Annotated in this window: 17 protein-coding genes; 8 read left to right on the forward strand and 9 right to left on the reverse strand. The window is 50.5% G+C overall.

Going from position 1 to position 21,318, the window contains the following annotated elements:
• Window positions 1-54: 54 nt before the first annotated feature.
• From QZN53_RS04110 to gmk, 3 genes are all read left to right on the forward strand, one after another.
• Window positions 55-2,613, forward strand: a complete 2,559-nt coding sequence (locus QZN53_RS04110) for an NPCBM/NEW2 domain-containing protein (protein WP_163437645.1) — start codon at window positions 55-57, stop codon at window positions 2,611-2,613.
• A gap of 7 nt (window positions 2,614-2,620) precedes the next feature.
• Window positions 2,621-3,532: a glycosyltransferase family 2 protein gene (locus tag QZN53_RS04115; RefSeq protein ID WP_163437646.1), complete on the forward strand. Its 912-nt coding sequence runs from the start codon at window positions 2,621-2,623 to the stop codon at window positions 3,530-3,532.
• Window positions 3,533-3,642: 110 nt separating this feature from the next.
• Window positions 3,643-4,206, forward strand: a complete 564-nt coding sequence (gene gmk, locus QZN53_RS04120; RefSeq protein ID WP_163437647.1) for a guanylate kinase — start codon at window positions 3,643-3,645, stop codon at window positions 4,204-4,206.
• Here gmk and QZN53_RS04125 read toward each other — a convergent pair.
• Complete coding sequence (locus tag QZN53_RS04125) at window positions 4,203-5,162, reverse strand: L-threonylcarbamoyladenylate synthase (RefSeq protein ID WP_294651822.1); 960 nt, start codon at window positions 5,160-5,162, stop codon at window positions 4,203-4,205. The genes gmk and QZN53_RS04125 overlap by 4 nt on opposite strands.
• 93 nt (window positions 5,163-5,255) lie before the next feature.
• Window positions 5,256-8,150: a DUF349 domain-containing protein gene (locus tag QZN53_RS04130; protein WP_163437649.1), complete on the reverse strand. Its 2,895-nt coding sequence runs from the start codon at window positions 8,148-8,150 to the stop codon at window positions 5,256-5,258.
• Window positions 8,151-8,277: 127 nt separating this feature from the next.
• Here QZN53_RS04130 and priA point away from each other — a divergent pair, with 127 nt between their 5' ends.
• Window positions 8,278-10,359, forward strand: a complete 2,082-nt coding sequence (gene priA, locus QZN53_RS04135) for a primosomal protein N' (RefSeq protein ID WP_163437650.1) — start codon at window positions 8,278-8,280, stop codon at window positions 10,357-10,359.
• A 54-nt stretch (window positions 10,360-10,413) separates the two neighbouring features.
• On the opposite strand, the gene QZN53_RS04140 is transcribed toward priA, so the two are convergent.
• Both QZN53_RS04140 and QZN53_RS04145 read right to left on the reverse strand, forming a co-directional pair.
• Window positions 10,414-11,097, reverse strand: coding sequence for a M15 family metallopeptidase (locus QZN53_RS04140; RefSeq protein WP_294651826.1), 684 nt, complete (start codon window positions 11,095-11,097; stop codon window positions 10,414-10,416).
• A 41-nt stretch (window positions 11,098-11,138) separates the two neighbouring features.
• Window positions 11,139-13,508 (reverse strand): carboxypeptidase-like regulatory domain-containing protein, encoded by a 2,370-nt coding sequence (locus QZN53_RS04145; protein WP_163437651.1) that lies wholly within the window; start codon window positions 13,506-13,508, stop codon window positions 11,139-11,141.
• Window positions 13,509-13,569: 61 nt separating this feature from the next.
• Here QZN53_RS04145 and QZN53_RS04150 point away from each other — a divergent pair, with 61 nt between their 5' ends.
• The 4 genes from QZN53_RS04150 to QZN53_RS04165 all read left to right on the forward strand — a co-directional run bounded on the left by QZN53_RS04150 (window position 13,570) and on the right by QZN53_RS04165 (window position 16,246).
• Window positions 13,570-14,340 carry a nitrilase-related carbon-nitrogen hydrolase gene (locus QZN53_RS04150; RefSeq protein WP_163437652.1) on the forward strand — a complete coding sequence of 257 codons (771 nt, stop codon included), beginning with the start codon at window positions 13,570-13,572 and terminating at the stop codon, window positions 14,338-14,340.
• 222 nt (window positions 14,341-14,562) lie between these two features.
• Window positions 14,563-14,694 (forward strand): hypothetical protein, encoded by a 132-nt coding sequence (locus QZN53_RS04155; protein ID WP_283428338.1) that lies wholly within the window; start codon window positions 14,563-14,565, stop codon window positions 14,692-14,694.
• A gap of 17 nt (window positions 14,695-14,711) precedes the next feature.
• Entirely contained in the window at window positions 14,712-15,065 is a 354-nt protein-coding gene (locus tag QZN53_RS04160) for a hypothetical protein (RefSeq protein WP_163437653.1), read from the forward strand.
• Window positions 15,066-15,085: 20 nt separating this feature from the next.
• Window positions 15,086-16,246 (forward strand): phosphotransferase, encoded by a 1,161-nt coding sequence (locus QZN53_RS04165; protein WP_163437654.1) that lies wholly within the window; start codon window positions 15,086-15,088, stop codon window positions 16,244-16,246.
• Window positions 16,247-16,258: 12 nt separating this feature from the next.
• Here QZN53_RS04165 and QZN53_RS04170 read toward each other — a convergent pair whose 3' ends face one another.
• From QZN53_RS04170 to QZN53_RS04190, 5 genes are all read right to left on the reverse strand, one after another.
• Entirely contained in the window at window positions 16,259-16,411 is a 153-nt protein-coding gene (locus tag QZN53_RS04170) for a hypothetical protein (RefSeq protein WP_163437655.1), read from the reverse strand.
• A 9-nt stretch (window positions 16,412-16,420) separates the two neighbouring features.
• Window positions 16,421-18,007, reverse strand: coding sequence for a carbohydrate-binding domain-containing protein (locus QZN53_RS04175; protein ID WP_163437656.1), 1,587 nt, complete (start codon window positions 18,005-18,007; stop codon window positions 16,421-16,423).
• A 148-nt stretch (window positions 18,008-18,155) separates the two neighbouring features.
• On the reverse strand, window positions 18,156-19,202 hold the full coding sequence (queA, locus tag QZN53_RS04180) for a tRNA preQ1(34) S-adenosylmethionine ribosyltransferase-isomerase QueA (protein WP_163437657.1): 1,047 nt from the start codon (window positions 19,200-19,202) through the stop codon (window positions 18,156-18,158).
• A gap of 1 nt (window position 19,203) precedes the next feature.
• A complete protein-coding gene (locus QZN53_RS04185; RefSeq protein WP_163437658.1) occupies window positions 19,204-20,187 on the reverse strand; it encodes a WYL domain-containing protein in 984 nt (327 codons plus the stop codon).
• A gap of 9 nt (window positions 20,188-20,196) precedes the next feature.
• Window positions 20,197-21,273 (reverse strand): BON domain-containing protein, encoded by a 1,077-nt coding sequence (locus QZN53_RS04190; protein ID WP_163437659.1) that lies wholly within the window; start codon window positions 21,271-21,273, stop codon window positions 20,197-20,199.
• Between the last annotated feature and the right edge of the window lie 45 nt (window positions 21,274-21,318).

The following is a 21,318-nucleotide window of genomic DNA, read 5'->3' on the forward strand; positions in this document are numbered from 1 at the left end:
TAGTTAACAAAGAACTAGGCGCCCACGGGCGCCTTCATTATTTATATTTATAAAATGAAAGCTTTCATTACTGGACTTTTGAAGAATCTCGCCCACCCGGGAACGATTGTAGGCCTCATTGTTTCGATTGCTATTCCGTTCCTGATTTACCTGGGTCCGAACGTAGGTCACAAGGGCACCATTAAAAATCTTGACCTTTACCTGCCACTTCCGCTATTTATCATCCAGCTGATTGCAGCGATTGTTATTTTCGCTCTTTTGCATAAGGATTTTCGCGAATGGATCAAGGGGATTCTGCCCGAAAAGAAGATTTCGATCTTGATGATTGCCTTTACCGCGGCAATTACGATTTTCGCCGGCACCCAGATTGAAGCCCGCCACCGCGTGCAAAGCGACGAAAGCGTATTCATGTCAGTCGCCCAGAACATGTACTACAACCATGAATCGGGCACTTGCAACCAGGGATTCTTCGAAGACGGCAAGCTGAAATGCGTAGCAACCTCCAACAGTTTCAAGACCAAGGGACTCGCCTTCCTTTACCTGCTCGGCATGCCGCTCTTGGGCAACAACCTGCACTGGATTTTCCACATGGAACTCTTGATGCTCCCGCTTGCGGTGCTCTTGATGTTCCTTGCGATTGTCGCCTGGACGCGAATGCCCTTGCTCGCTTTCTTTGCAGCTCTTTTGACAGCGCTCCAGCCCACGGTACTTTTCCAGTTCCGCGCCATGTCGGTGGAACCGCTCTACATTTTCCTTTCTGCCCTTTCACTGTTGATTTTCAAGTGGGCCTACGACCGTAACACCGTCAAGCACTGGGCGCTCCTCGCTCTTTCGCTCGCGTTCTTTGCACAGACCCGCCAAGAAACCGCATTCTGCCTGCTCGCTTTTATCGTATTCGCTCTCCCCAAGCTCCTCGACAGCAAGAGCGCCAAGGCACCCACATTCTTTGTAACTCTTTCTCTCTTCTCGGTTCCGGCGCTCCTCACCATCAGTTACTTCCAAGGTTTTGGATTCCAGGGTGGAGAATTCGATGCCCACGGGCATTTCTTTGAAGACCTCGCCCGCAACTGGGAAGAAATGACCAAACCGCTCAACAAGAACGGCGAACTCGAAAACCCCTTCCTCACCTACTTTAATTACCTGTTCGCCATTGGCGCCATTTACCTGGTAGTTCGTGCAATCTGGGGCGCCAAGAAGAAGGAATACTTCTACCTTGAAATCCTCGCTTTCTTGCTCCTGTACCACATCCAAACCTACATGATCCTTGAAAACGTCTCAGGCGATTTCAGCATCCAGATCAACCAGCGTTACAGTTTGGTCATGTTGCCGTCGATGGCTTTTGTCGGCGCACTCCCGGTAACCCACTTGGTACAATTGCTGATCGGTTCCATGAGCACCAAGGACGCCAAGCAAAACGCGATGACGACCGCCCTGGTTACCCTTGTTGCAGGCATTATCTTTACCGGTTGGACCTTCCACTATAAAGAAGACTTCAACAAGAATATCATGTACAACCGTAACCACCTGACCATCGAAGAACACGAGATTCTGGGCTGGCTCGCAGAACAGCCGAAAAAGGAACGCATGTTCATTTACGGTCGCCCCTGGCACTTTATCGGTTACGGCGTATCGTCTATCCATTACGACCGCGCACGCCAAATGAGCACGCTTGACCTCAAGAAACTCATCGACAAGTACAAAGGCGAAGTCTACTACATTCGCGGTCTAGATTGCTGGGACAGCCAGACTTATCACAAGAAGGCCGTAGAACACCGCATTGCTACCACCTGCGATGTATTTGAACGCGACATGGACTTGGAAGGAGTCAAGAACATCCTGATTACGAACAACTACTGGGTACAAATCGCCAAGTTCAACGGCCGCAAGGAATTCAACCCGCAAAAAATCATAGCCGTAAGCGACCTTGAACTAAGAGCCGCCTCCGAGGATTCCACCAAGCAATCACTTTTCTACCGATTCAACCTGAACGAAACCGCAGCCGTTGCAAACCAATGGGACTACACCATTCTTTTCGATGGCGACACCATTGCTCACAGCGCCTACTCTAACGGAAGCTTTAGCGGAAGCATCGCTAATGACAAGTTAAAGTCCGGCTACAACCAAATGGAATTCGTGGTACAGAATCGCGAAAACGGCAAGCTCATGGCCGACATCCAGAAATTCTACTTTAACAATGCCGCAGGCGCCGTGCAGCTGACCGAAATGCCTTACGTAAGCCACAAGCAAGCTTGGGGCAAACTCCACAAGAACACCTCGCTCGAAGGCAACACGTTCAAGGTGGGCGGCAAGCTCTATAACGAAGGCTTTGGCACGCACGCCTCTTCCGAAACGGTATTCAATATCGAAGGCAAGTACAAGACCTTCAAGATGGGCTACGGCCTCGACGAAGAATCGCTCTGCAGCGACGGCGTGCAATTGCAAATCATTGCCGACGGCAACGTGATTCACGACAGCGGCCGATTCGTTCTCGGCAATTTAAAGGTTGCCGAAGTGAATGTCGAAAACGTGAAGACGCTTACTATCAAGACCAACTCGTTTGAAGACATGGACTGCGACCACGTCGACATCATCAATCCCGCGCTTATTCCCTAGGTAAATCATGCTGTTATCTGTAATCATTCCTGTTTTTAACGAAGAAGAAATCGTCGCCGAAACCTACCGCGTTCTCGAAGAAGAACTCAAAGACATCGAGCACGAACTCATCTTTGTAAACGATGGTTCCAAGGACAAGACCCGCGAAATCGTAGAATCGCTTTTGCCCCAGAATCCGAACAACAAGATTATCAACTTTAGCCGCAACTTCGGTCACCAGGCCGCATTCAGCGCGGGCCTCGACCATTCTACGGGCGATGCCGTGGTGATTATCGACGGCGACCTGCAAGACCCGCCGAGCCTGATTCACGAAATGCTCGAAAAGTGGCGCGAAGGTTACCAGGTCGTTTACGCCCAGCGCAACAAGCGCAAAGGCGAAACCATTTTCAAGCGCTTTACCGCCTTCTGTTTCTACCGCCTGATTGGCAAGCTCACCAGCATCGACATTCCGCCTGATACCGGCGACTTCCGCCTGATGGACCGCTGCGTGGTGAATCAGCTGACCAACCTGCCCGAACGCAGCCGATTCTTGCGCGGGCTCGTTTGCTGGGTCGGATTCAAGAAGATTGGAGTCAAGTACGACCGCGCCGAACGTACCGCAGGCACCTCCAAGTACCCGCTCAAGAAGATGGTGCGTCTCGCCCTCGACGGCATTACCGGTTTCAGTTCCGCACCGCTCAAGATTAGTTTCTACGCTGGATTGTTCGCAACCGTCGTCGGTCTCGGCGTGTTGATTTGGTCGATCCTCGAAAAGTTCCTCAGCCCCGCGACAACCGTTCCCGGATGGGCATCGCTCATGACAGCCATCGTATTCTTCGGTGGCATCCAGCTGATGTCTATCGGCATCATGGGTGAATACATCGGTCGCATTTACGACGAAGTCAAACAGCGTCCGCTTTATATTGAAGACAAGAAGTAAACAGTGATTAGTGATGAGGAATGTGAAATGAGAAATGCATGACGAAACATTACACATTACACATTTCACATTTCACATTGAAATTGATTGCAAGAAGTTAAAAGGTTTTTATGCGCAACAAATTATTCGTTATGAGTGCCGCTAGCGGCGCAGGCAAGACCACCCTCAAGGATTTGGTCATCAAGGATTTTCCGGACATCAAGTATTCCATTTCGGCCACCACGCGCAAGCCGCGCGAAGGCGAAGTTGACGGCGTTCATTATTTTTTCAAGACCAAGGAAGAATTCGAAAAGCTCATTAAAGAAGACGGCCTGATCGAATGGAACGAAGTCCACGGCAATTACTACGGCACGCCCAAGAGCTTTGTCGAGAAGACGCTCGCCGAAGGCAACCGCGTGATTTTCGACCTTGACGTTTTTGGCAAGGTGAACTTTGACAAGGTCTACCCCGACGCTACCGGCATTTTGATTTTGCCGCCGAGCGAAGAAGAACTTGAAAAGCGTCTGCGCGGTCGCGGTACCGATTCCGAAGAAGTGATTCAGCTGCGCCTGAAGAACGCCAAGAAAGAAATGGAATTCGCAAAGACCCAGGGCAAGTACGAATACGTCATCATCAACGACGACTTGCAGCGCGCCGCTAACGAACTCCGCGAGATTTTAAAGAAGAAAGACTAAAGCTTGATGCTCGCCCGTTTGAGGCGATCATTCAAGGCCATACCGACTCCGACATTCGGAATCGGGTCTACCAGAATCAAGTCGTACCTGGGGTCATCCAAGTCATGCATGTAGGCGTACAGTTTTGCTGTCGCCTCTAGCATATTGCCCGATTCAGAGAGATTGAGAGTTGCGGGAATCACGCCGGGGGTATTGCCGAAGGCAATACGCACGCAGTGTTCCGGCAGCGTAAAGCCAGCAGGAATTTCGCCATAGAGCAGCGGAACCTGCGGGCGGTAGTGCGTATCGCACTGCCCCGGCGCCGCCATCGCTTGCCCAGGCTTAGAGGTAGATTCCTTAATCTTCACGTCACCGATGACTTTTGCAATCATCTCGGGCGTAATCGCCCCCGGTCTCAGCACCGTCGGCTCGCCCACTAAAGAGACAATCGTGCTTTCTACGCCCACGTTGCAGGGGCCGCCATCGACAATGCCTGCAAGGCCACGATCGGCCAGCTGTGCCGCTACATGTTCGGCTGTCGTCGGGCTCACATGCTTGAACAAATTCGCGCTAGGAGCAGCGAGCGGCACGCCCGCCTTCCAGATAATTTCTTGCGCCACCGGGTGCGACGGGAACCTCACCGCTACAGACGGGAGTCCACTCGTACACAAATCCGGAATGCATTCCTTCTTGGGCAGAATCATGGTCATGGGGCCCGGCCAATAGGCCTTCGCCAACGCATACGCCGCCTCGGGAATATTTTCGGCAATGTCAGCCAACTGCGAAATCTCGCAAATGTGAACAATCAGCGGGTCAAAAGTCGGGCGTTCCTTAATCGCAAAAATCTGCGCCAGGGCCGACGGCAAATAAGCATTACCCGCAAGGCCGTAAACAGTCTCGGTCGGAATCGCGACCACCTGTCCATCGTGGAGCAGGCGCGCGGCATCGTCAATACTTGTCCAAGGAGGAAATTGCATGATAGACCAAAAATAAAAAAATCGCGAGACATGCTCGCGATCAAAAATTGATAAAAGAAGATCCCGGCTTAAAAGCCGGGATGACATTGAGGACTAAGCTTCTGCCGGAGCGGCTTCTGCTGCCGGAGCTTCTTCCTTGTCCTTGCGGCCAAAGGCAAACACCTTGTCGCAAGCAGTATTGAAGCGCTGCCAGGTCTTTTCGGAATGTTCGCGAGGCACGGCGCCCACTTCCTTCCACAAACGACGCAAGTGCTTCACCTTGTTCATCGAGGCACCGACAGTCTGTTCGTTCAAGTCAGTCAGCAAGTCTTCGGCCTGTTCGCAGAGCAACAGCTTTTTCTGCAAATTGTTCTGGCGAGCCTGTTCCTGAATGTCGAGCTGGTCGCGACGGCGGGTAAAGAAGTCATCGCAAGCTTCGCGGAACTTCTTGTACAAGTCCATGTCTTCCAAACCGCAGAATCCAAGTTCACGCCATTCCTTCTGGAGTTCGCGAACAGCGTCAGCAAGCTGGTTAGAGCCTGCGCTTTCGGCAAACTGGCGGACCTTTTCGATCATGGCATTCTTCTTTTCCTTAATCACGTCAAGACCTTCGGCCAAAGTCGAATCAGCGTGAGCGAGGCGTTCGAGAATCTTGTTGTAAACCGTATTGTAGCGGTTGCTGATAGATTCAATCGCTTCCTTCGGAACCATGCCAATGGCCTTCCATTCCGCTTCCATGGCCTTGAGTTCGTCAAGCGTACCCTGGGCTGCAGCTTCCATGGCTTCGAGTTTTTCGCACAGAGCGTTCTTGGCATCCAGATTCTTCTGCTTCGAGGCATCCATTTCTTCAAAATGGGCGCGTTTCTTTTCGAAGAAGCTGTCGCATGCGGTACGGAAACGAGTCCAGATTTCGTCGGACTTGCTCTTCGGCACAGGGCCAACGGCCTTCCAGGATTCCTGAAGCTGTTTTAATTTGTTCGAAGTTGCGTTCCAGTCGTTGGATTCCTTGAGGGCTTCGGCTTCCATGCAAAGCGCCACCTTCTTTTCGTAGTTGGCTTCGCGGTTTTCGTCTTCAGCCTTCAGGTTTTCCTTATGCTGTGCATAGTAGGCAGTCGTTGCAGCCTTAAAGCGTTCGGTCAAGGCAGCCACATTTTCCTTAGGCACCATGCCAATGGCCTTCCACTGTTCCTGGATTTCCTGCATGGCCTTGTACTTGTCCTTCCAGAACATTTCCGTGTTCTTGACAAGTTCTTCGATCTTGGCGCAAAGGGCTTCCTTGTCGGCCAAGTTCTTCTGGCGTTCCGCATTCATCTCTTCGATAAAGCCGGCGCAGTTTTCCTTGATCTTTTCGTAGTTGCTCTGGAAGTGGTCACGGTATTCCTGCAGCTTGGCGGCAGAGATAGGTCCGATTTCTTTCCAGCGGTTCGTAATATCCTTGAGTTTGGCAAGAACAGCCTGGCTGCCCGGTTCCTTGGTCAAGGCATCCATTTCAACGAGCAAGTCGTCGCGGTCCTTTTCGTTATGCCAGTTTTCCCACTGCTGCATTTCCTGGAAGCGCGCCGTAGCGGCCTTGTATTCCTGCCACAAGTCGTGATACTTGAACTTGTTTTCGCCCACGATTTCTTTCCACTGCTGGTAGAATTCGCGAACCTTCTTGTTCAAGTCGCGGAAGTCTTCGTTTTCGTCGAGAGCCTTTACCTTTTCGATAATAGCCTTGAGCTTTTCGGAATTGGCTTCGAAACGCTTCTGGGAATCTTCTTCGTATGCAGAGATCTTGTTAGAGAGCGTGTTGCGGAGTCCGTTGTAAGACTGCAACATCGGGTCTTCGCCTTCCAGCAGCGGAAGCTTTTCCCATTCACGCACAATGGCGTGCAAATGCTTCTTGGTCATGTCGTTCACGTCGGTGTCTGCCAAGGCCTTAAGGCGTTCCAGCAGTTCCGGTCGCACCGATTCGTCGGTCGCTTCGGGCACGTCCACGACGACTTCTTTAACCTTGCGCAAATCCTGCACCTTGAAGGTGGCGTTGTTGTAACGCTTGGTCCAAGCGGAATCCATCAGGGACTTGCTTTCGGCACATTCAGCGAGAATGGCATCCACGCGTTCGGCGTTGTCTGCCACCTTGTTTTCAGAAATCAAGGTTTCGAGTTCTTCGAGAGCTGCCGTGAGAGAAGCAATCTTTGCCTGCTTTTCGGCTTCGGCCTTTTCGGCTGCGATGCGTGCGGCATCGGCTTCGTCGCAAAACTTCTTGAAGCTTGCATAAACTTCGTCAATCGTCGCCTGCTTGTCGCCCATACCGAGCTTAGCGGCTTCTTCCATCAGAGATTCAAACTGGGACTTGACAGAGAGGGGTTCCTTCTGTGCTGCCAAGAAATGAGCTTGCTGTACAAGAGCTTCGCGCTTGCTTGCCAAGAGTTCGGCCGCCTTCTTACCGTTGTCTTCAGCTTCTTTTCTTGCGCGGATACGTTCACTTGCAGCCTTACGAACTTCGGGCTGTCTGGAGCTCTTTGCGATATCCTGGAGCAAGGAGTCGGAGGTCACCTTGCGTGCAGCCGTCATCGCGATATCTTCGTCCAAGTCGCGGTTAGCGGCAAGGGCCAAGATAGACTGCTTGGTACAAATCTTTACGAGTTCGGCACGAACGAGACCTGCGGTGTTCACACCCTTGAGCAAGTCTTCGGCATAGTGCGTATCCTTAATGTCTTGCAGATAAGCGAGATCCTCGGCACTCGGTTGAGCCTCGGTTTTAAGCTTCTTGACCACTTCTTCCAAATAACGAGTCTTCGCGATACGCTTCACTTCTTCGTCGGAATCACGTTCTGAAATCTTTTTCAGAGTAGCAATGATGGACAACTTCTTTACGGCAGCAATCCTTACAGAAGCATCGGTATCGGATTCGGCAATACGTTCCAGGACATCCTGGTTGTCCGCACCCAATTCAGCGATCGCTTCGAGTCGCTTTTCGGGGTTGGAATTTTGCCACTTCGGTTTAAAGGCGTCAAATAAGCTCATAGAGATCTCCAATAGTATGGCAACTCCCAAAGGGGAATTGCATACTATAATCTAACAAAAAAAGTTTTTTGAAACAAAAAAGATTGAAAAATAGGCGCTTTTTGCGGTATTAACTATCTTTTAGCCCGTGACAAAACGAATCCCAAAACTTAGCGCCCCAGAAGAGGTACATCAGAAACTCAAGTCCGAATTGTTAACGGATTTTTGCGAAGTGTACATTCCCATGGCCCCCGATGTATACACCTACGGAGTGCCCGCAGGCATTAGCCTTGTGCGCGGAGACGTTGTATGGGTTCAGTTTGCCACCCGTAAAAAGCCGGCCCTCGCCGTGGTCTCTAAAGTCCACCAGGACCGCCCCAAGTTTGACGTGCGCCCCGCTTACCCGCACCAGTCCGGTTACCGTTTTAGCGAACGCTACATGGAAATGCTCGAATGGACGGCACGCTATTATATCAGCACGCCCATGAAGGCGCTGTTCGTGTTCTGGCCCAGCGATTTCGAGAAGTACCTGGATGCCTTAGCATTTGCAAAGGGGGAAGCCTCCCCCTCGCATGAGCCCCAAGGGTCTCCCGCTACCCCCTCTGCGGGGAGCCACCCCGCAACGCCCCCGAACGCTCCGGCGTTAACCTTAGAACAAACTAACGCATTCAACACGCTTTGCGAAGAACTGAACAAGACCGGTTTCCGTGGCGTATTGCTTCACGGCGTCACCGGTTCGGGCAAGACCCGCGTTTACCAGGAGCTCGCCCGCGAAGCCCTCAAGCAAAACAAGAAAGTTTTAATCCTCGTGCCCGAAATCGGGCTTACCCCGCAAACGCTCAAGCGCTTTGAAGATTTTCTGCAAGTTCCGATTGTGGTTTTGCACTCGGCGCTTTCCGCCCCCAAAAAGCGCGAAGGCTACGTCTCCATTTTGAAGGGCGATGCGCAAGTAGTTCTCGGCACCCGCAGTGCCATTCTTGCGCCGTTTGATTTCGACCTGGTGATTCTCGACGAAGAGCACGACACCTCCTTCAAGCAGCAGGATCCGGCGCCGCGCTACCACACCCGCGAAATGGCTTTCCATTTGGCGTACAAGTACGGCGCCCTCGTGGTTCTCGGAAGTGCCACGCCTTGCCTCGAGACATTCTATAACGCCCAGGCAAAAAATTTAAAGATTGTCTCGCTCAAGGAACGCGCCACGCAGGCGCCGCTCCCAAAAGTGCAAATCGTAGACATGGGCAAGATGCGCCAGCAAAAGGGAATTCTCCTATCACCCACGCTGCGCGAAGCTTTGACCGATTGCATTGAGCGGGGCGACCAAGCGATTATCCTCATGAACCGCCGCGGCTTTTCGAAGATGCGCGTGTGTACCGAATGCGGCGAGACGCTTTACTGCAAGCATTGCCACATTCCGCTCGTATACCACAAGCAATACCGATCGCTCATGTGTCACTACTGCGCCGCCCTTTACCCGGTGAACACACCGTGTAGCGCCTGCGGCGCCGAAACTTACGAGTTTGTGGGCGGCGCCATCGAGATGCTCGAAGAAGAAATTGCCGAATGGATTCCGAATGCGAAGGTGATTCGCATGGACCGCGACACCACCCAGAACGTGGGCGCCAGCGAAAAGATTCTCGATGCGTTCCGCAACCGCGAATACAACATTCTGATTGGAACGCAGATGGTCGCCAAGGGCCACGACTTTCCGGGCGTGCAATTAGTCGGGGTCGTTGGCGCCGATAGCGGGCTCGGCATTCCCGATTTCCGCTCCACCGAAAGGCTATTCCAATTGCTCAGCCAGACAGCAGGGCGCGCGGGTCGTGCCGGCGGCGAAGGCCAAGTGCTTATCCAGACGCTCAAGCCGTCTGAACCCATCATGAAATTTGCCGTGAATCACGACTTCAACGGATTCGCGAATAAAGAAATGGAAGACCGGCGCGCCGCCTTCTACCCGCCCTTCTGCAAGCTTGTAGAAATCAGCTGCGGCAGCCGAGACGAAGACTTGTTGCGTCACACCGTCGAACGGCTCGAAGCCCTTCTCCGTGCGAACAAGAACCTCATGGTGCTCGGCCCTGTGGATGCATTCGTGCCCGTCGTGCAAAACGTACATTGGGCAAAGCTCTACATCAAGACACAAGACCTCGCCCCCGTCCGCAAAATTCTGCATCCCATCATAAACGCACCCAAGCCCTGGGTGCAAAATGTGGAGATTAAGGTAGAAATCGAATAAAGAATCTCCTATAAAAAGGAGATGCCCGTCTACACGGGCATGACAGATAGGCTATTACAGCGGGAACTTCGGATAGTTCTCGCGAACGTACTTGCTGGGGTAAGCGTTAAAATGCCACCACTCGCTGCCGAGCGGAACCCAGCCCGCCCCGCGCATGATCTTGCGAAGCTTGTTGCGGTTATCCACTTGCTGCTGCGTAAGCCTGCCGCTCTTTAAAGCTTCCGCTTCGCCGACTTCGCCCGCGCAGCGTTCAAACGAATCAAAGTCCGTGCCCATGTCAAGCAAGTTGCCATCGGCATCGGTAATGCTCAAATCCAGCGCCAAGCCAAAGTTATGGAGCCCGCCCGTGGCCGGCGAAGACACGTAGGCCGAATAAGGCGTACCGCGCACGGTCTTCCGCAAAGCCTCTTGCGCATACAACGGCCGCGAGGCGTCAAAAATCACAAGTTCAGAGCCCGGCATTTCGCGTTCCATAATCTTCACGGCCTTGCGGAGTTTTGCTGCAGCATCCTTATGCACAAAAGCGCGCTGCACGCCACAATACAAATCGTGCCCCGTTACATTCTCGAAGGTGGCGTAACGCAAGTCCATGCGCACGCCCTTCAGGCGCGTGATTTCGACCATGTTGGAATCAGCCGTCGCAAAAGCGATCCACTTCTTGACGGAGCTGCAATAGCGCAAGGGCTTTTCGGGCTTCGGCGGAACAAATAGAGAATCCGTCTCATGGGCAAAAGCCATGGCACTCAGAAAAAGCGCTGCGAGAAGAATCCTTTGAGCCACTAAATTCCCAATTGAACTTCGACGCCGAATTGCACGTACAGGCCCATGCCCTTGGCAATGAACGGCACCAGGTCGTAGCCATCGGTAATGTCATCGTTATTGTCGCGAGTCACCCAAGAACGTTCGCGGGCGTTTTCGCTACCCAAGAACTTAAGCGCACTCACGTCCAAGTTAGCAAAGATGTTGTCCACTTCCACGAAGAATCTTGCCGTCCTGAAGAAGCTATTGTTCTTGCCGATCAAGTCAAGGTTCACGCGGGCATCCGTGCGGAACATGTCCGTATAGTCATTGAAATCCTTAAGGCGGCGAGTTCCATTGCTACGGTCCATGGCGTTAGAGGGCGTAATCTCGTAGTAGTACAGCGGACGGTGCAATGCCGCATGGTGCGTAATGATGAATGAAAGAATCGAATCCTTACGCGGATAATAACGGAAGTGAGAAAGAATATCCAGACGAGAGTTCGCTTCCCACGGGAGCGACTTGCCACCATCAAGTTCGTATTCACCGTACACGGAGCTCACGTTTGTCGCCATCGAGAAATGATGCGAGGTCTTGAGTTCCATGGTGGCAGAGGCGCCCGCCACCCAAGCGTAGTCAATCGGAGTCACGTCTTCGTACTGTGCAAATGCCTTGGGCATCGGGAGCAGCGGATCCGGGTAATAACGGCCAAAGCCGGAACCCTGCGCAATCAAGTACTTGGAATTGTAGCCCAAGCCGAGCTTGCCGGATACGCCCGATTCCAAGCGCCCCGTCAGTTCGCCATCGTCATAGTAAGGCTTCCAGTCGCTACGGTAAGCGGCATTTGCAATCAAACGCCAGAAGGCCGTATCGACCTTCGAAAGGTTCTGGTCAAAGTCGAACGAGGCGGTCGGCGCCGCTTCGCGTTCGCCCAGATCGGTCACCGCACCCACAGACAGAATCTTCTGCGAAAAGTCGCTCTGCCAGTTCATGCGGCCAGCACCCGACCAAACGCCAGCATTAAAGTCATCCGAAAGCGAGCCACCATAGTCCTGGTAGCTGCGTTCCACAAAGTGGTGTTCATAGAGCAAGGCCCAGCTCAACTTGGAACCCAAGATAGAACCCTTGAAGTTCTTGTCGGCACCGGCCGTCAAAGTCGTATGGGTCTGTTCGTAGCCATCGATGTAGGTCGCCGCTTCCTTGGAGTTTGCCGTATTGCGGAATCCCTTAGTATCGCGGAGCGTATCGCCCAGCACTTCGCGCACCACGCCGGCATGCACAGAGGTACCGAAGCGGGAATTGTATTCAGCGCCCACCACCAAGTACTGCTGTTTACCTTCGATAATGTCAATCGAGTTCACCTCGTTATAAGAGGTCGCGGTATCCTGGTGCACGCTATACTCGTCAGAGCTGTACAAGGTACGCAAGGCCCAAGTGTTGCCACTGCTGTCAGAACCATTAAACTGGGCGTACACGTCAAAGGCAGTCAGGTCATACGGGTCAGAGGTCTTCACGTTACAATCGCTACCCGAGCATTCCCCGCTGCGATCCTTGCGGAATTCGCTAAAGAACTTTTCGCCCATGTTCTTGAGCATTTCATCGTCAAGTCTGCGGAAAGAGAACCTGAAGCTGTCCCAGAAAAGCCACGGGGCGTCGACCACCACTTCTTGCAAGGCAATGCCAGCAGTGCCTCGCAGGCCCCAATCACCCTTAGTCTGTTCGGGGATGTACTGCACCGAAGTCGCAAGGCCCTGACCAATCGGGCCTTCGCCATAATGGTCATGAATTTCAATCGCGCTCAAGATATGCGGGTTAATCACCGAAAGGTTACCCGGGAAGCCCACATCCAGGTGGCGCATATTCGGCACGCGAAGTCTGCCCAAGTGGTAAGCCACGTCGCTTGCACGGGAGCCTTCGTAGTAAAGCGCACTGCTAAAGTCTTTCTGTCCCGAAATACCCGGCATCTGGCTCAGATGTTCCGTCACGTCAAAACGCATACCGGCAGCATCTTCGAGTTTGTCGAGATTCACCTTGCGTTCAAAGTTCCACTGTACCTTGTCGCCACCGCCACCAATCACGGTGCTTGTACCCAGGTTGCGCACGTCGGCGGTCGTCTGCATGGTGATCACCATGTCGAACAAATCCGCGAAATCTTGCAGTTCCACCTGCACGCTATCGAAGCCATCTTTTTTAAAGATAAGCACGGCGTTCTTGGAATCGGCAGTCAATTCAAATCGACCGTCAGCATCCGTTTCACCAAGCTTCTTACCCGAGACATAGGTAATCGTTGCATTCTTGATAGGCAAATCGGTTTCGGATTCCAGAACCACACCCACAATCAAGGTCGGGGTCGCGGCAAACACGGCAGCTGCAAAAAGCAGTACAAAAACAAACAGGGAACGAATTCTCATGATTCTTAAATTAGAAAAAACGCCGCCCTAAGTTCTCCCGACAATGAGCTATATTTACAGTATGCTCGATATTTACTTGGTACAAATGGAAGTCGCCCCGAACGACAAGGCAAAAAACTTCGCCAAAGTACGCGAATTGACCGCAAATGTCCATAAAGAGCCGAACGATCCCGTACCCGGTTTAATCATATTACCCGAAATGTTTGCCACAGGCTACCTGCCCCTGCACCCCGAATCTGCCGCCGAAGACTTCTCGACCAAGGATTCCGGCGAAACCGCCCAGCTTTTATATGAACTAGCGAACCAAACCGGTTGCTATGTCATGGGCGCAGGCATCGCATTTTCGAGCAGCAAGCTTTTGAACCACAGCAGCGTCTACGCCCCCGGCAACGCAAAAGAATTCGCCCACTACGACAAGCGCCGTCCCTTCTTTATGGAACAGCCCAAATTCAACGCCGGCGAAAAAGTTAATTTGTTTGAAATTCAGAATTGGAACGTCGCCGCGACCATCTGTTTTGACTTGCGATTCCCGGAGCTCTATCGCGACGCCACCAAAGCGGGCGCAAGACTCATCACGGTTCAAGCCGCATGGCCCGTAGAACGAATCGCCCACTGGAGAACCCTTCTGCAGGCCCGCGCCATCGAAGACCAGGTGTACATCGCAGCCGTAAACACCGCTGTCTACGGCGGAAACTCAATGATTGTAAGCCCTAAAGGCGAAATCATGGCAGAAACCGACGACAAAAGCGAATGCATCGTGCATGCACGCATTGAATCGGCACCGCAAGAAGAATATCGCAAAAAATTCCCTGTTTTAAGGGACATTTTATAATATAAAGTAAACAAATCTATACAAAGCAAATTAGAGTAATTTTCATCACATTTTCTCCAATTGTAAAGATTTGATTTAATTCACGGACTATCAACAAGTTAGCTTCAACATACCCAAAAAGCCGAAAAAAAAGGCATTATTTTTGACATTGAAATGTCAGAAATTTATTGTATCTTTATTGACATAAACGAATCGACAGTGTCTTAACGTGTGAGGTAAATTATGTCGAACACAAACAGACTCCAGTATGCGAAGGCGTTAATTAAGGCCGGAATCACTCGTGAACTGATTCTCAAAATCACAGCGATTTCGAGCTATCAGTATTCGCAGATTCAAAGAGAACTTGCGGCCTAAGGTTTCGTACTTTGAAAATGGTGTTGGTTATTCAAGCGCAGCCCGCCACCTCGAACGAGGAAAGGCAGGCTGTGCTTTTTAATTGCTATCGCGACGGTTCGCTTTTGCTCGAAGCCAAAGACGGCAAAAAGCCCGCCCGCTTTTACCTCAAGCCAGGAGACATTTTCCCGTGGGACCAGTTTTTGCCCAAGCTCCTTGTCAACTGGCAACTCTCTGACTACAAAGACATTCCTAAGGAATTCACGCCCGAAAAGCGCATTCCCGATTTCGTACTCGAAGGCATCCTCAAAGAACCTCTCGAAAACCAACTCAAGATTTTGGCCACCCTCAGGGCCCAAGGGTATTTCCCTCCGCTTAAGGCCAGAGGCTAATGTGAAATGAGATATGTGCGATGATTGAGGACATTTCAGAAAAACGCTGGTTCATGGGCAAAGGCCGCCCCATCCATTCTATCGAAAAACTCGACAGTTTACCCCTCGGCGGCACAAAAGTTTCGATTGTTCAAGTCCTTTTTGAAAACGGCGAACGAGATTACTACTGCGTCATCGAAGACGAATCCAAAATAGGCGCGGTACTCGCCGAATACTTCGGCCCAAAATTTCCAAAAGAAACCTTGCTGCACGCACAACCCCTGAATGCAGAGCAAAGCAATTCCGCTTTCTACTCCAAGGGTGAATTCTTTTTCAAACTGTACCGCCGTTTGCAAGTCGGCGAACACCCCGAAGCAGAAATTCTCAAGCACCTGAGCCAAAAAACGGCGCAAGGGCTCCCCAAAATCGCCCCGGATTTCTATAGCGATTTCAGCTACACAAAAGACGGCGAAACACGAACCCTCGGGATTCTCGAAGAACACATTCCTGACGCACAGAATGCTTGGGATTTGATGGTCCGCACACCAAATGAGATAACGCAATCCGGCAGCCAGATTTTTTTTGCAGACGCAGCATTCGAACTCGGGCGCACGACCGCCCAAATGCACAAGGCGCTCAAAGATCTAGAAGGCACGCCCGCGCAGGCCGAAGAAATTCCCTTCGACAAGCTCATCGGGCTCTTGAAGGCAAACGGGAAAGATGACCTCGTGCCGATTATTCAGAAAAAGCAATTCCTTTTCCAACAAAAAAAGGAGATCCCGGATTTAATCCGGGATGACAAGCAGAATGCAAGAGCACTCACACCGCAGCGTATTCACGGAGATTATCACTTAGGGCAGTTGCTTTATAAAGACGGCAAGTTTATCGTGCTGGACTTCGAAGGCGAACCCACCCGCACTCTGAAATACAGGCGCAGACTCCGCTCCCCCGCCGCCGACATAGCCGGCATGCTCCGCAGCTTCGCCTATGCCAGCGCCGTCCGCGGCGAAAAAGAATTCGAGCAAGTCACGGCCGAAGCCTTTTTGCAAGGCTACAGCCGTGAATCCGGCATTTCTGTATCGCAATTAAAAGAAGAGGCCTCGCCCTATGTACTGGGCAAGGCCATCTACGAAGCTTGTTACGAGCTGGAATTCCGACCCGACTGGTTCTGGATTCCAGAACGGGCGATTACAGCACCGTAATTTTTTACGGAGCTAATTTTCTTCTAGATCAAGCCACACATTTTCATCATCACAATTATCGCAGTTATCACAAGTGGATGCACAAAGCACCCTTTCATGTTCAAATTCCAGCACGGTCATCTGCGGTTTTAAATATTCTTTTTTCTGTTCGATTTTAATATTCATTGTGCACCCCTACTTTTTAATGACCTTTTTGCCATAGTATGCACCACGAGCCGTGGGTGCGCCATTCAATTTGCGACCCTTCAAGTCATAGTCACGTTTCATCTGGAACAACTCGCCAGTGCGGGTATTCATGCGCCCCACAAATGTTGTGTGTTCACCATCTTCATCATCATCAATCAGTTCAACATCTATTATTTCCGGGATATCAGAAATAATTGCGGATTCACCAAACGCGGCAGGACGAGGACTTGGACTAGAGCAAACAATTTTAACATCGGCATCTTTTTTACGGAAGTACGCACGCATTGCCGGAGCCGTAGAAGAGGTTGAAACCTTTCCAAACTTACCTTGCAAATCGCCTTCTCCAAACAGGGCGTAATAAAGGTTTACATTGGCATCGTCTTTCCACGTTCTGTATGAATAATTACCCGCAAAAAGCCAATTTCCTGATTCCCCCCAAACTTCATTGTTTCCACTCGTTTGGAAAGTAGCCTTATCACCTTTCAAATCAATATTCAAACTTGTATCACCTGCTTTCACTACAACTATATAAGGCGTATTTGCTGCAGGACGATTTCCGTCACCAATATATTTCATTTTCGCCCTCCACTGGCAACCATCCTGCACGACAGTTCTTAAACCATAGAACTTCGCATTAAATGTCGCATTGTCAGGCAAGGTAAAGGGCAATATCGTTGTCGCAGGAAGGCCCCTGTTGTCAAATTCGCGTTGATATTCAATAGAGCCAACTTCAATAGCTTCGGGAATATTTACAGTAGCCGAACCACTATAGTTACCATCAATAATGGCCTTATCACCAACAAACACAACAGGAGCATAAGGCATCAACAGTTTACCCTTAATAGCTGAAGATGTTAACGTACCTTCGTATTTATTAGCGGATTCATCTTTAAGTGCCTTACCCGAAACTACAGAAACAGAGCCAGAGTAACTACTGACATAAATATTATCCGTAAGATTTCTCCAACCAAGAGTTATAGTACCGGAACTAGCTAAACTACAGCCAGATTTAATACCATGATAACTACTTCCACCAGTGGTCACTGCATAAACTGAACCACCATTAATGGTAACGTCATGAGTAGCACAGATAGCATCTGTACCACTAGTGGTTGCATTAATTATGCCACCATTGACCGTTAGACTACTAACGTAAAAAGCCCTTCCATCAGGATCAAACGAAATAGAAAGAATGCCATCTTTTTTTCCGGACTGGTTAAGATTCATCGAACCAGTCTGTTCCCTTTGTCCATAAATCGTGACATTAGTAGCCTCAATGAGATTTGTTTTGCTACCACTCACATTTAGTGATGCGCCATCGGCAAGGATAAAATAGAGGTTTCCGCTTGACTTCAGCTGACTTGTATAGCTTAGGCTACCTTCAACCACATACCAACCACCAGAAGATAAACTACTAATATTCGTATTAGTATCTAATACGGTGCAATCATGCGTTTTTTCCTTTCCATCCTCATCAATGTAGGATACAGATTTAGTCGCACCCCAGCTATTCGCAGCCATCAACAGGGCAACAGGCAAAGCCAGTCCCACCCTCATTTTTGCATTTTTATTCATTTTAAAGCTCCCCTTTCAGCATAAGCTGAAAATTTTCTTACGCAAATATTACTTTAACAACGGGTTCCCGTCAAGGTTATAGCAAAAAAAGCCGGTCCCCAACACGGGAAAACCGACTTTTTTTTATGAATTGTTTTTACAGAAAACGTTAAAGAATCAGCATTCCATCGCCGTAGCTGAAAAGCTTCATCTTGTTTTCAACCGCCATTTTGTAGGCTTCGAGGGTATTTTCGCGGCCATAGAAGGCGGACACCAGCAAGATGAGGCTACTCTTGGGCCAGTGGAAATTGGTCAGCAAGCCATCCACAATCTTGTAGCGGTAACCCGGATAGAAGAACGCATGGGTCACGCCCTTCTGCGCTTTCACAATACCGTTGGCGTCGGCAATCGTTTCGACGACACGCGTACTCGTGGTACCCACCGTTACAATGCGGCCACCTTCGCGCTTGGCCTTGTTAATGATGTCGGCGTTTTCCTTGGTGAGCTCGTAATGTTCGCCATGCATCTTGTGCTGGGTAAAGTCTTCCACCGAGATATTCTGGAAGGTTCCCGGGCCCACATGCAGCGTGACTTCAGCAACGTAAACGCCCTTCGCCTTCAAGGCCTCGAGCATTTCTTCGCTAAAGTGCAAGCTCGCCGTCGGAGCGGCCACGGCACCGGAATACTTCGCAAAAATCGTCTGGTAAGCCTTCTTGTCATCTTCATCATCGGGGCGATCAATGTAAGGCGGGAGCGGCACGTGGCCTTCGCGATTCATCACCGCTTCGAGTTCCACCGGAGTCACTGCAAAACGCAGCACGCGAGCGCCGTCTTCCTTGATGTCTTCGACAACCGTCTTGACGCCAGCAATATCAAGTTCGCGACCAATCTTGAAAGCCTTACCCGGGCGAACTTGCGCCTCGTAGCGGGCAGAGCCATCTTCGGCGGGAATTAAAGCCTGCACCAAAAGCGTTTCGACTTCGCCGCCGTGTAAGGTATGGCCGTAAAGTCGGGCCGGAATCACCTTCGTGTTATTCACGACCAGGCAATCGCCCGGCTTGAACAAATCCACAATTTCAGGAGCCTTCAGAATGTGGCGTTCACCGCCATCCTTTGGGCAATGCAGAATACGGGTTTTCCCCTTGCCCGCCGTGCGGCTAGCAATCAGTTCCTTGGGGAATTCAAAATTATAGTCAGAAAGATTATGCGATTCCATTTTAGGCATCCATCTCAGCGAGAGCCTTTTTCAACAACTGTTTTACGTCTTCTTTAAGCGAAGCCGGTTTCAAAATGCGAACATCGCCCGCAACGCCCATCAACCAGGTCTTGAAATCCGGCGTAATGCGAAGCTTCATGTCCACGATCATATTTTTGTTCTTGTCGTAGCGCTTGGAAATTTCAGGATTGAAATGCGAACGTTCAAACTGCGTTTGCAACCACTTATTACGAATTTCAAGCGAAATGTCTTCGGGTTTGCCCGTGCCTGTATACTTGCCAAATGCGTACTTGTAATGCATGGCTGCATCAAAAACAAACTTAGGCATGGCATGGTTTGTTTCTTGCACATTCTTGATCTGTTCAAAAAGGTAATTCTTGAAAGTCTGATTACCCTTTTCGTCTTCTTCGCCAGCAATCAGGTACAAGGTATCCACGCGCATAATCACCTTGACCGGGTTCACTTCCTTGGTTTCTTCAGCAACTCCGGAATGGTCCGTGGCATGGCTATACTGGATCTTGATTGCAAAACCTTCGTGAATGGCCTTGAGCACACGATTCACCATGGTATCTTGCAACTTGTCGTCGCTGAACGGGCCGTAATCAAGCACATAGTCCGGGTCCGTCGAAATCGCATCGGGCTTAAAGTCTTCAGGATTCGTCGTCTGCATAGTCTTGATGACTTTATCCAAAAGCTTGACCGTCTTGATTTCAGGGGCGGCATTTGCAGGCAAGTTCTTCTTGATTTTTTCAAGCTGCTTTACGACTTCTTGATTAAAATTCGCTTCTTTATCGGTCTGGATAATGTAGAAGGTTTCACCGTTTTCCTTGAACTTACGGAGGCCACAATTTTCTTCGCTAATCACTTCCAAATGGCGGAAAATGGTACGCGGACCACAACCCATCAGACGAGCCAAGTCATTCACCGTCTGCTTGACTTTCAGCTTGTTTTTAATTGCGTTAATTTTTTCGTAACCGGTAGCCATAGGCACCTCCTAAACAATTCTTAAACGGTTTTCAATGGACGTCGTCTTCACATTCTTAAGGAGCGTCGCAAAGGCAAGTTCCCTTTGCAACAGAGAAGTCACGCTTCCTTCCAACAAATATCTGCGGTTATTGCAAGATATTCTAACGTTTGCGCCACGTAAAAAAGAACTCGCCGCAATTTCCGATTCCACCTTTTGGCAAATATCTACGTTTATCGGGTCGTAGACTTCTGTCACCAAGCAAATCAAGTCGCGTACGCCCGGAATTTCGGCCAAGCGATTGTCCAAGTCCTTGGGGCGTTCGTTTTCGTAGCAAAAAGCCTCAACCTGCACTCTTCCATCTTGCACATGCACCTTGCAATCGAACAAGCGAGTCGTCGAAGAATCCAACTGGTCGTACACAGATTTTTCAATCTGCTCATCAGTCATAAACGGCGGCACCACCACGCGGGTAAAGTCCACGCAACCGCGCACCTTGGGTATAGCGTTCACACACTTTACCACTGCCCGCTGGATAGACAGATTCTTGACAAGGCCATTCAGGTAAATAATGCCCTGCCCCGCTTCTATCGAAATCTTGTCGCAATGTTCCGGGAACACCTGGGCAAGTTTGCTCTGTACTGTTGCACACAGCTTTTCGTTCGACAGGTTCTGCGCCAACGGCGGGAGCGTAATAAACACCAGCGTATGGTCTTTCAGCAAAACTGCGAGTTTATCTTTTTCGCCATCGTTCACCAAGCCAACGGCCACACCGAACTGATTGCGAATGGCATGATAAATGCAATCACCCAAAAGCGTCTGCGCACTCTGAATCGGCAACAGGCGATAGCCTTCGGGAGACTCTTCGTCTTCTATCACGACTCTCGGTTTTTCAATTCTTTGATAAGGACCGCCATCATAAGTGACGATTAAAATCAACTTATCGGGAGTCTGGAATATGCTCTTGACAAATCCAGGTTTGGGCGTGCCTTTAAAATAGACCCAATCGCCCGCCTTGATGCGGTTGTAGCCGTAAATTTTGGTGTAGTCGCGATTGACATATTCCTTGTTGCAAAAAACGAACTCGTTCGAAAAAGCGACAAACATGGTGCCGCAAGATTCACAACAACATAAAAGAGGAATATGCGGGTC

Origin of the sequence: uncultured Fibrobacter sp. (genome assembly GCF_900316465.1) — a bacterium.
Classification (GTDB): Bacteria; Fibrobacterota; Fibrobacteria; order Fibrobacterales; family Fibrobacteraceae; genus Fibrobacter.

What these genes read in the sequence shown, in the direction of transcription:
- QZN53_RS04110 (WP_163437645.1), top strand. Translation starts at nt 55, where the DNA reads ATGAAAGCTTTCATTACTGGACTTTTGAAGAATCTCGCCCACCCGGGA.
- QZN53_RS04115 (WP_163437646.1), top strand. Translation starts at nt 2,621, where the DNA reads ATGCTGTTATCTGTAATCATTCCTGTTTTTAACGAAGAAGAAATCGTC.
- gmk (WP_163437647.1), top strand. Translation starts at nt 3,643, where the DNA reads ATGCGCAACAAATTATTCGTTATGAGTGCCGCTAGCGGCGCAGGCAAG.
- QZN53_RS04125 (WP_294651822.1), bottom strand. Translation starts at nt 5,162, where the DNA reads ATGCAATTTCCTCCTTGGACAAGTATTGACGATGCCGCGCGCCTGCTC.
- QZN53_RS04130 (WP_163437649.1), bottom strand. Translation starts at nt 8,150, where the DNA reads ATGAGCTTATTTGACGCCTTTAAACCGAAGTGGCAAAATTCCAACCCC.
- QZN53_RS04140 (WP_294651826.1), bottom strand. Translation starts at nt 11,097, where the DNA reads ATGGCTTTTGCCCATGAGACGGATTCTCTATTTGTTCCGCCGAAGCCC.
- QZN53_RS04145 (WP_163437651.1), bottom strand. Translation starts at nt 13,508, where the DNA reads ATGAGAATTCGTTCCCTGTTTGTTTTTGTACTGCTTTTTGCAGCTGCC.
- QZN53_RS04150 (WP_163437652.1), top strand. Translation starts at nt 13,570, where the DNA reads ATGCTCGATATTTACTTGGTACAAATGGAAGTCGCCCCGAACGACAAG.
- QZN53_RS04155 (WP_283428338.1), top strand. Translation starts at nt 14,563, where the DNA reads ATGTCGAACACAAACAGACTCCAGTATGCGAAGGCGTTAATTAAGGCC.
- QZN53_RS04160 (WP_163437653.1), top strand. Translation starts at nt 14,712, where the DNA reads ATGGTGTTGGTTATTCAAGCGCAGCCCGCCACCTCGAACGAGGAAAGG.
- QZN53_RS04165 (WP_163437654.1), top strand. Translation starts at nt 15,086, where the DNA reads ATGATTGAGGACATTTCAGAAAAACGCTGGTTCATGGGCAAAGGCCGC.
- QZN53_RS04170 (WP_163437655.1), bottom strand. Translation starts at nt 16,411, where the DNA reads ATGAATATTAAAATCGAACAGAAAAAAGAATATTTAAAACCGCAGATG.
- QZN53_RS04175 (WP_163437656.1), bottom strand. Translation starts at nt 18,007, where the DNA reads ATGAATAAAAATGCAAAAATGAGGGTGGGACTGGCTTTGCCTGTTGCC.
- queA (WP_163437657.1), bottom strand. Translation starts at nt 19,202, where the DNA reads ATGGAATCGCATAATCTTTCTGACTATAATTTTGAATTCCCCAAGGAA.
- QZN53_RS04185 (WP_163437658.1), bottom strand. Translation starts at nt 20,187, where the DNA reads ATGGCTACCGGTTACGAAAAAATTAACGCAATTAAAAACAAGCTGAAA.
- QZN53_RS04190 (WP_163437659.1), bottom strand. Translation starts at nt 21,273, where the DNA reads ATGTTTGTCGCTTTTTCGAACGAGTTCGTTTTTTGCAACAAGGAATAT.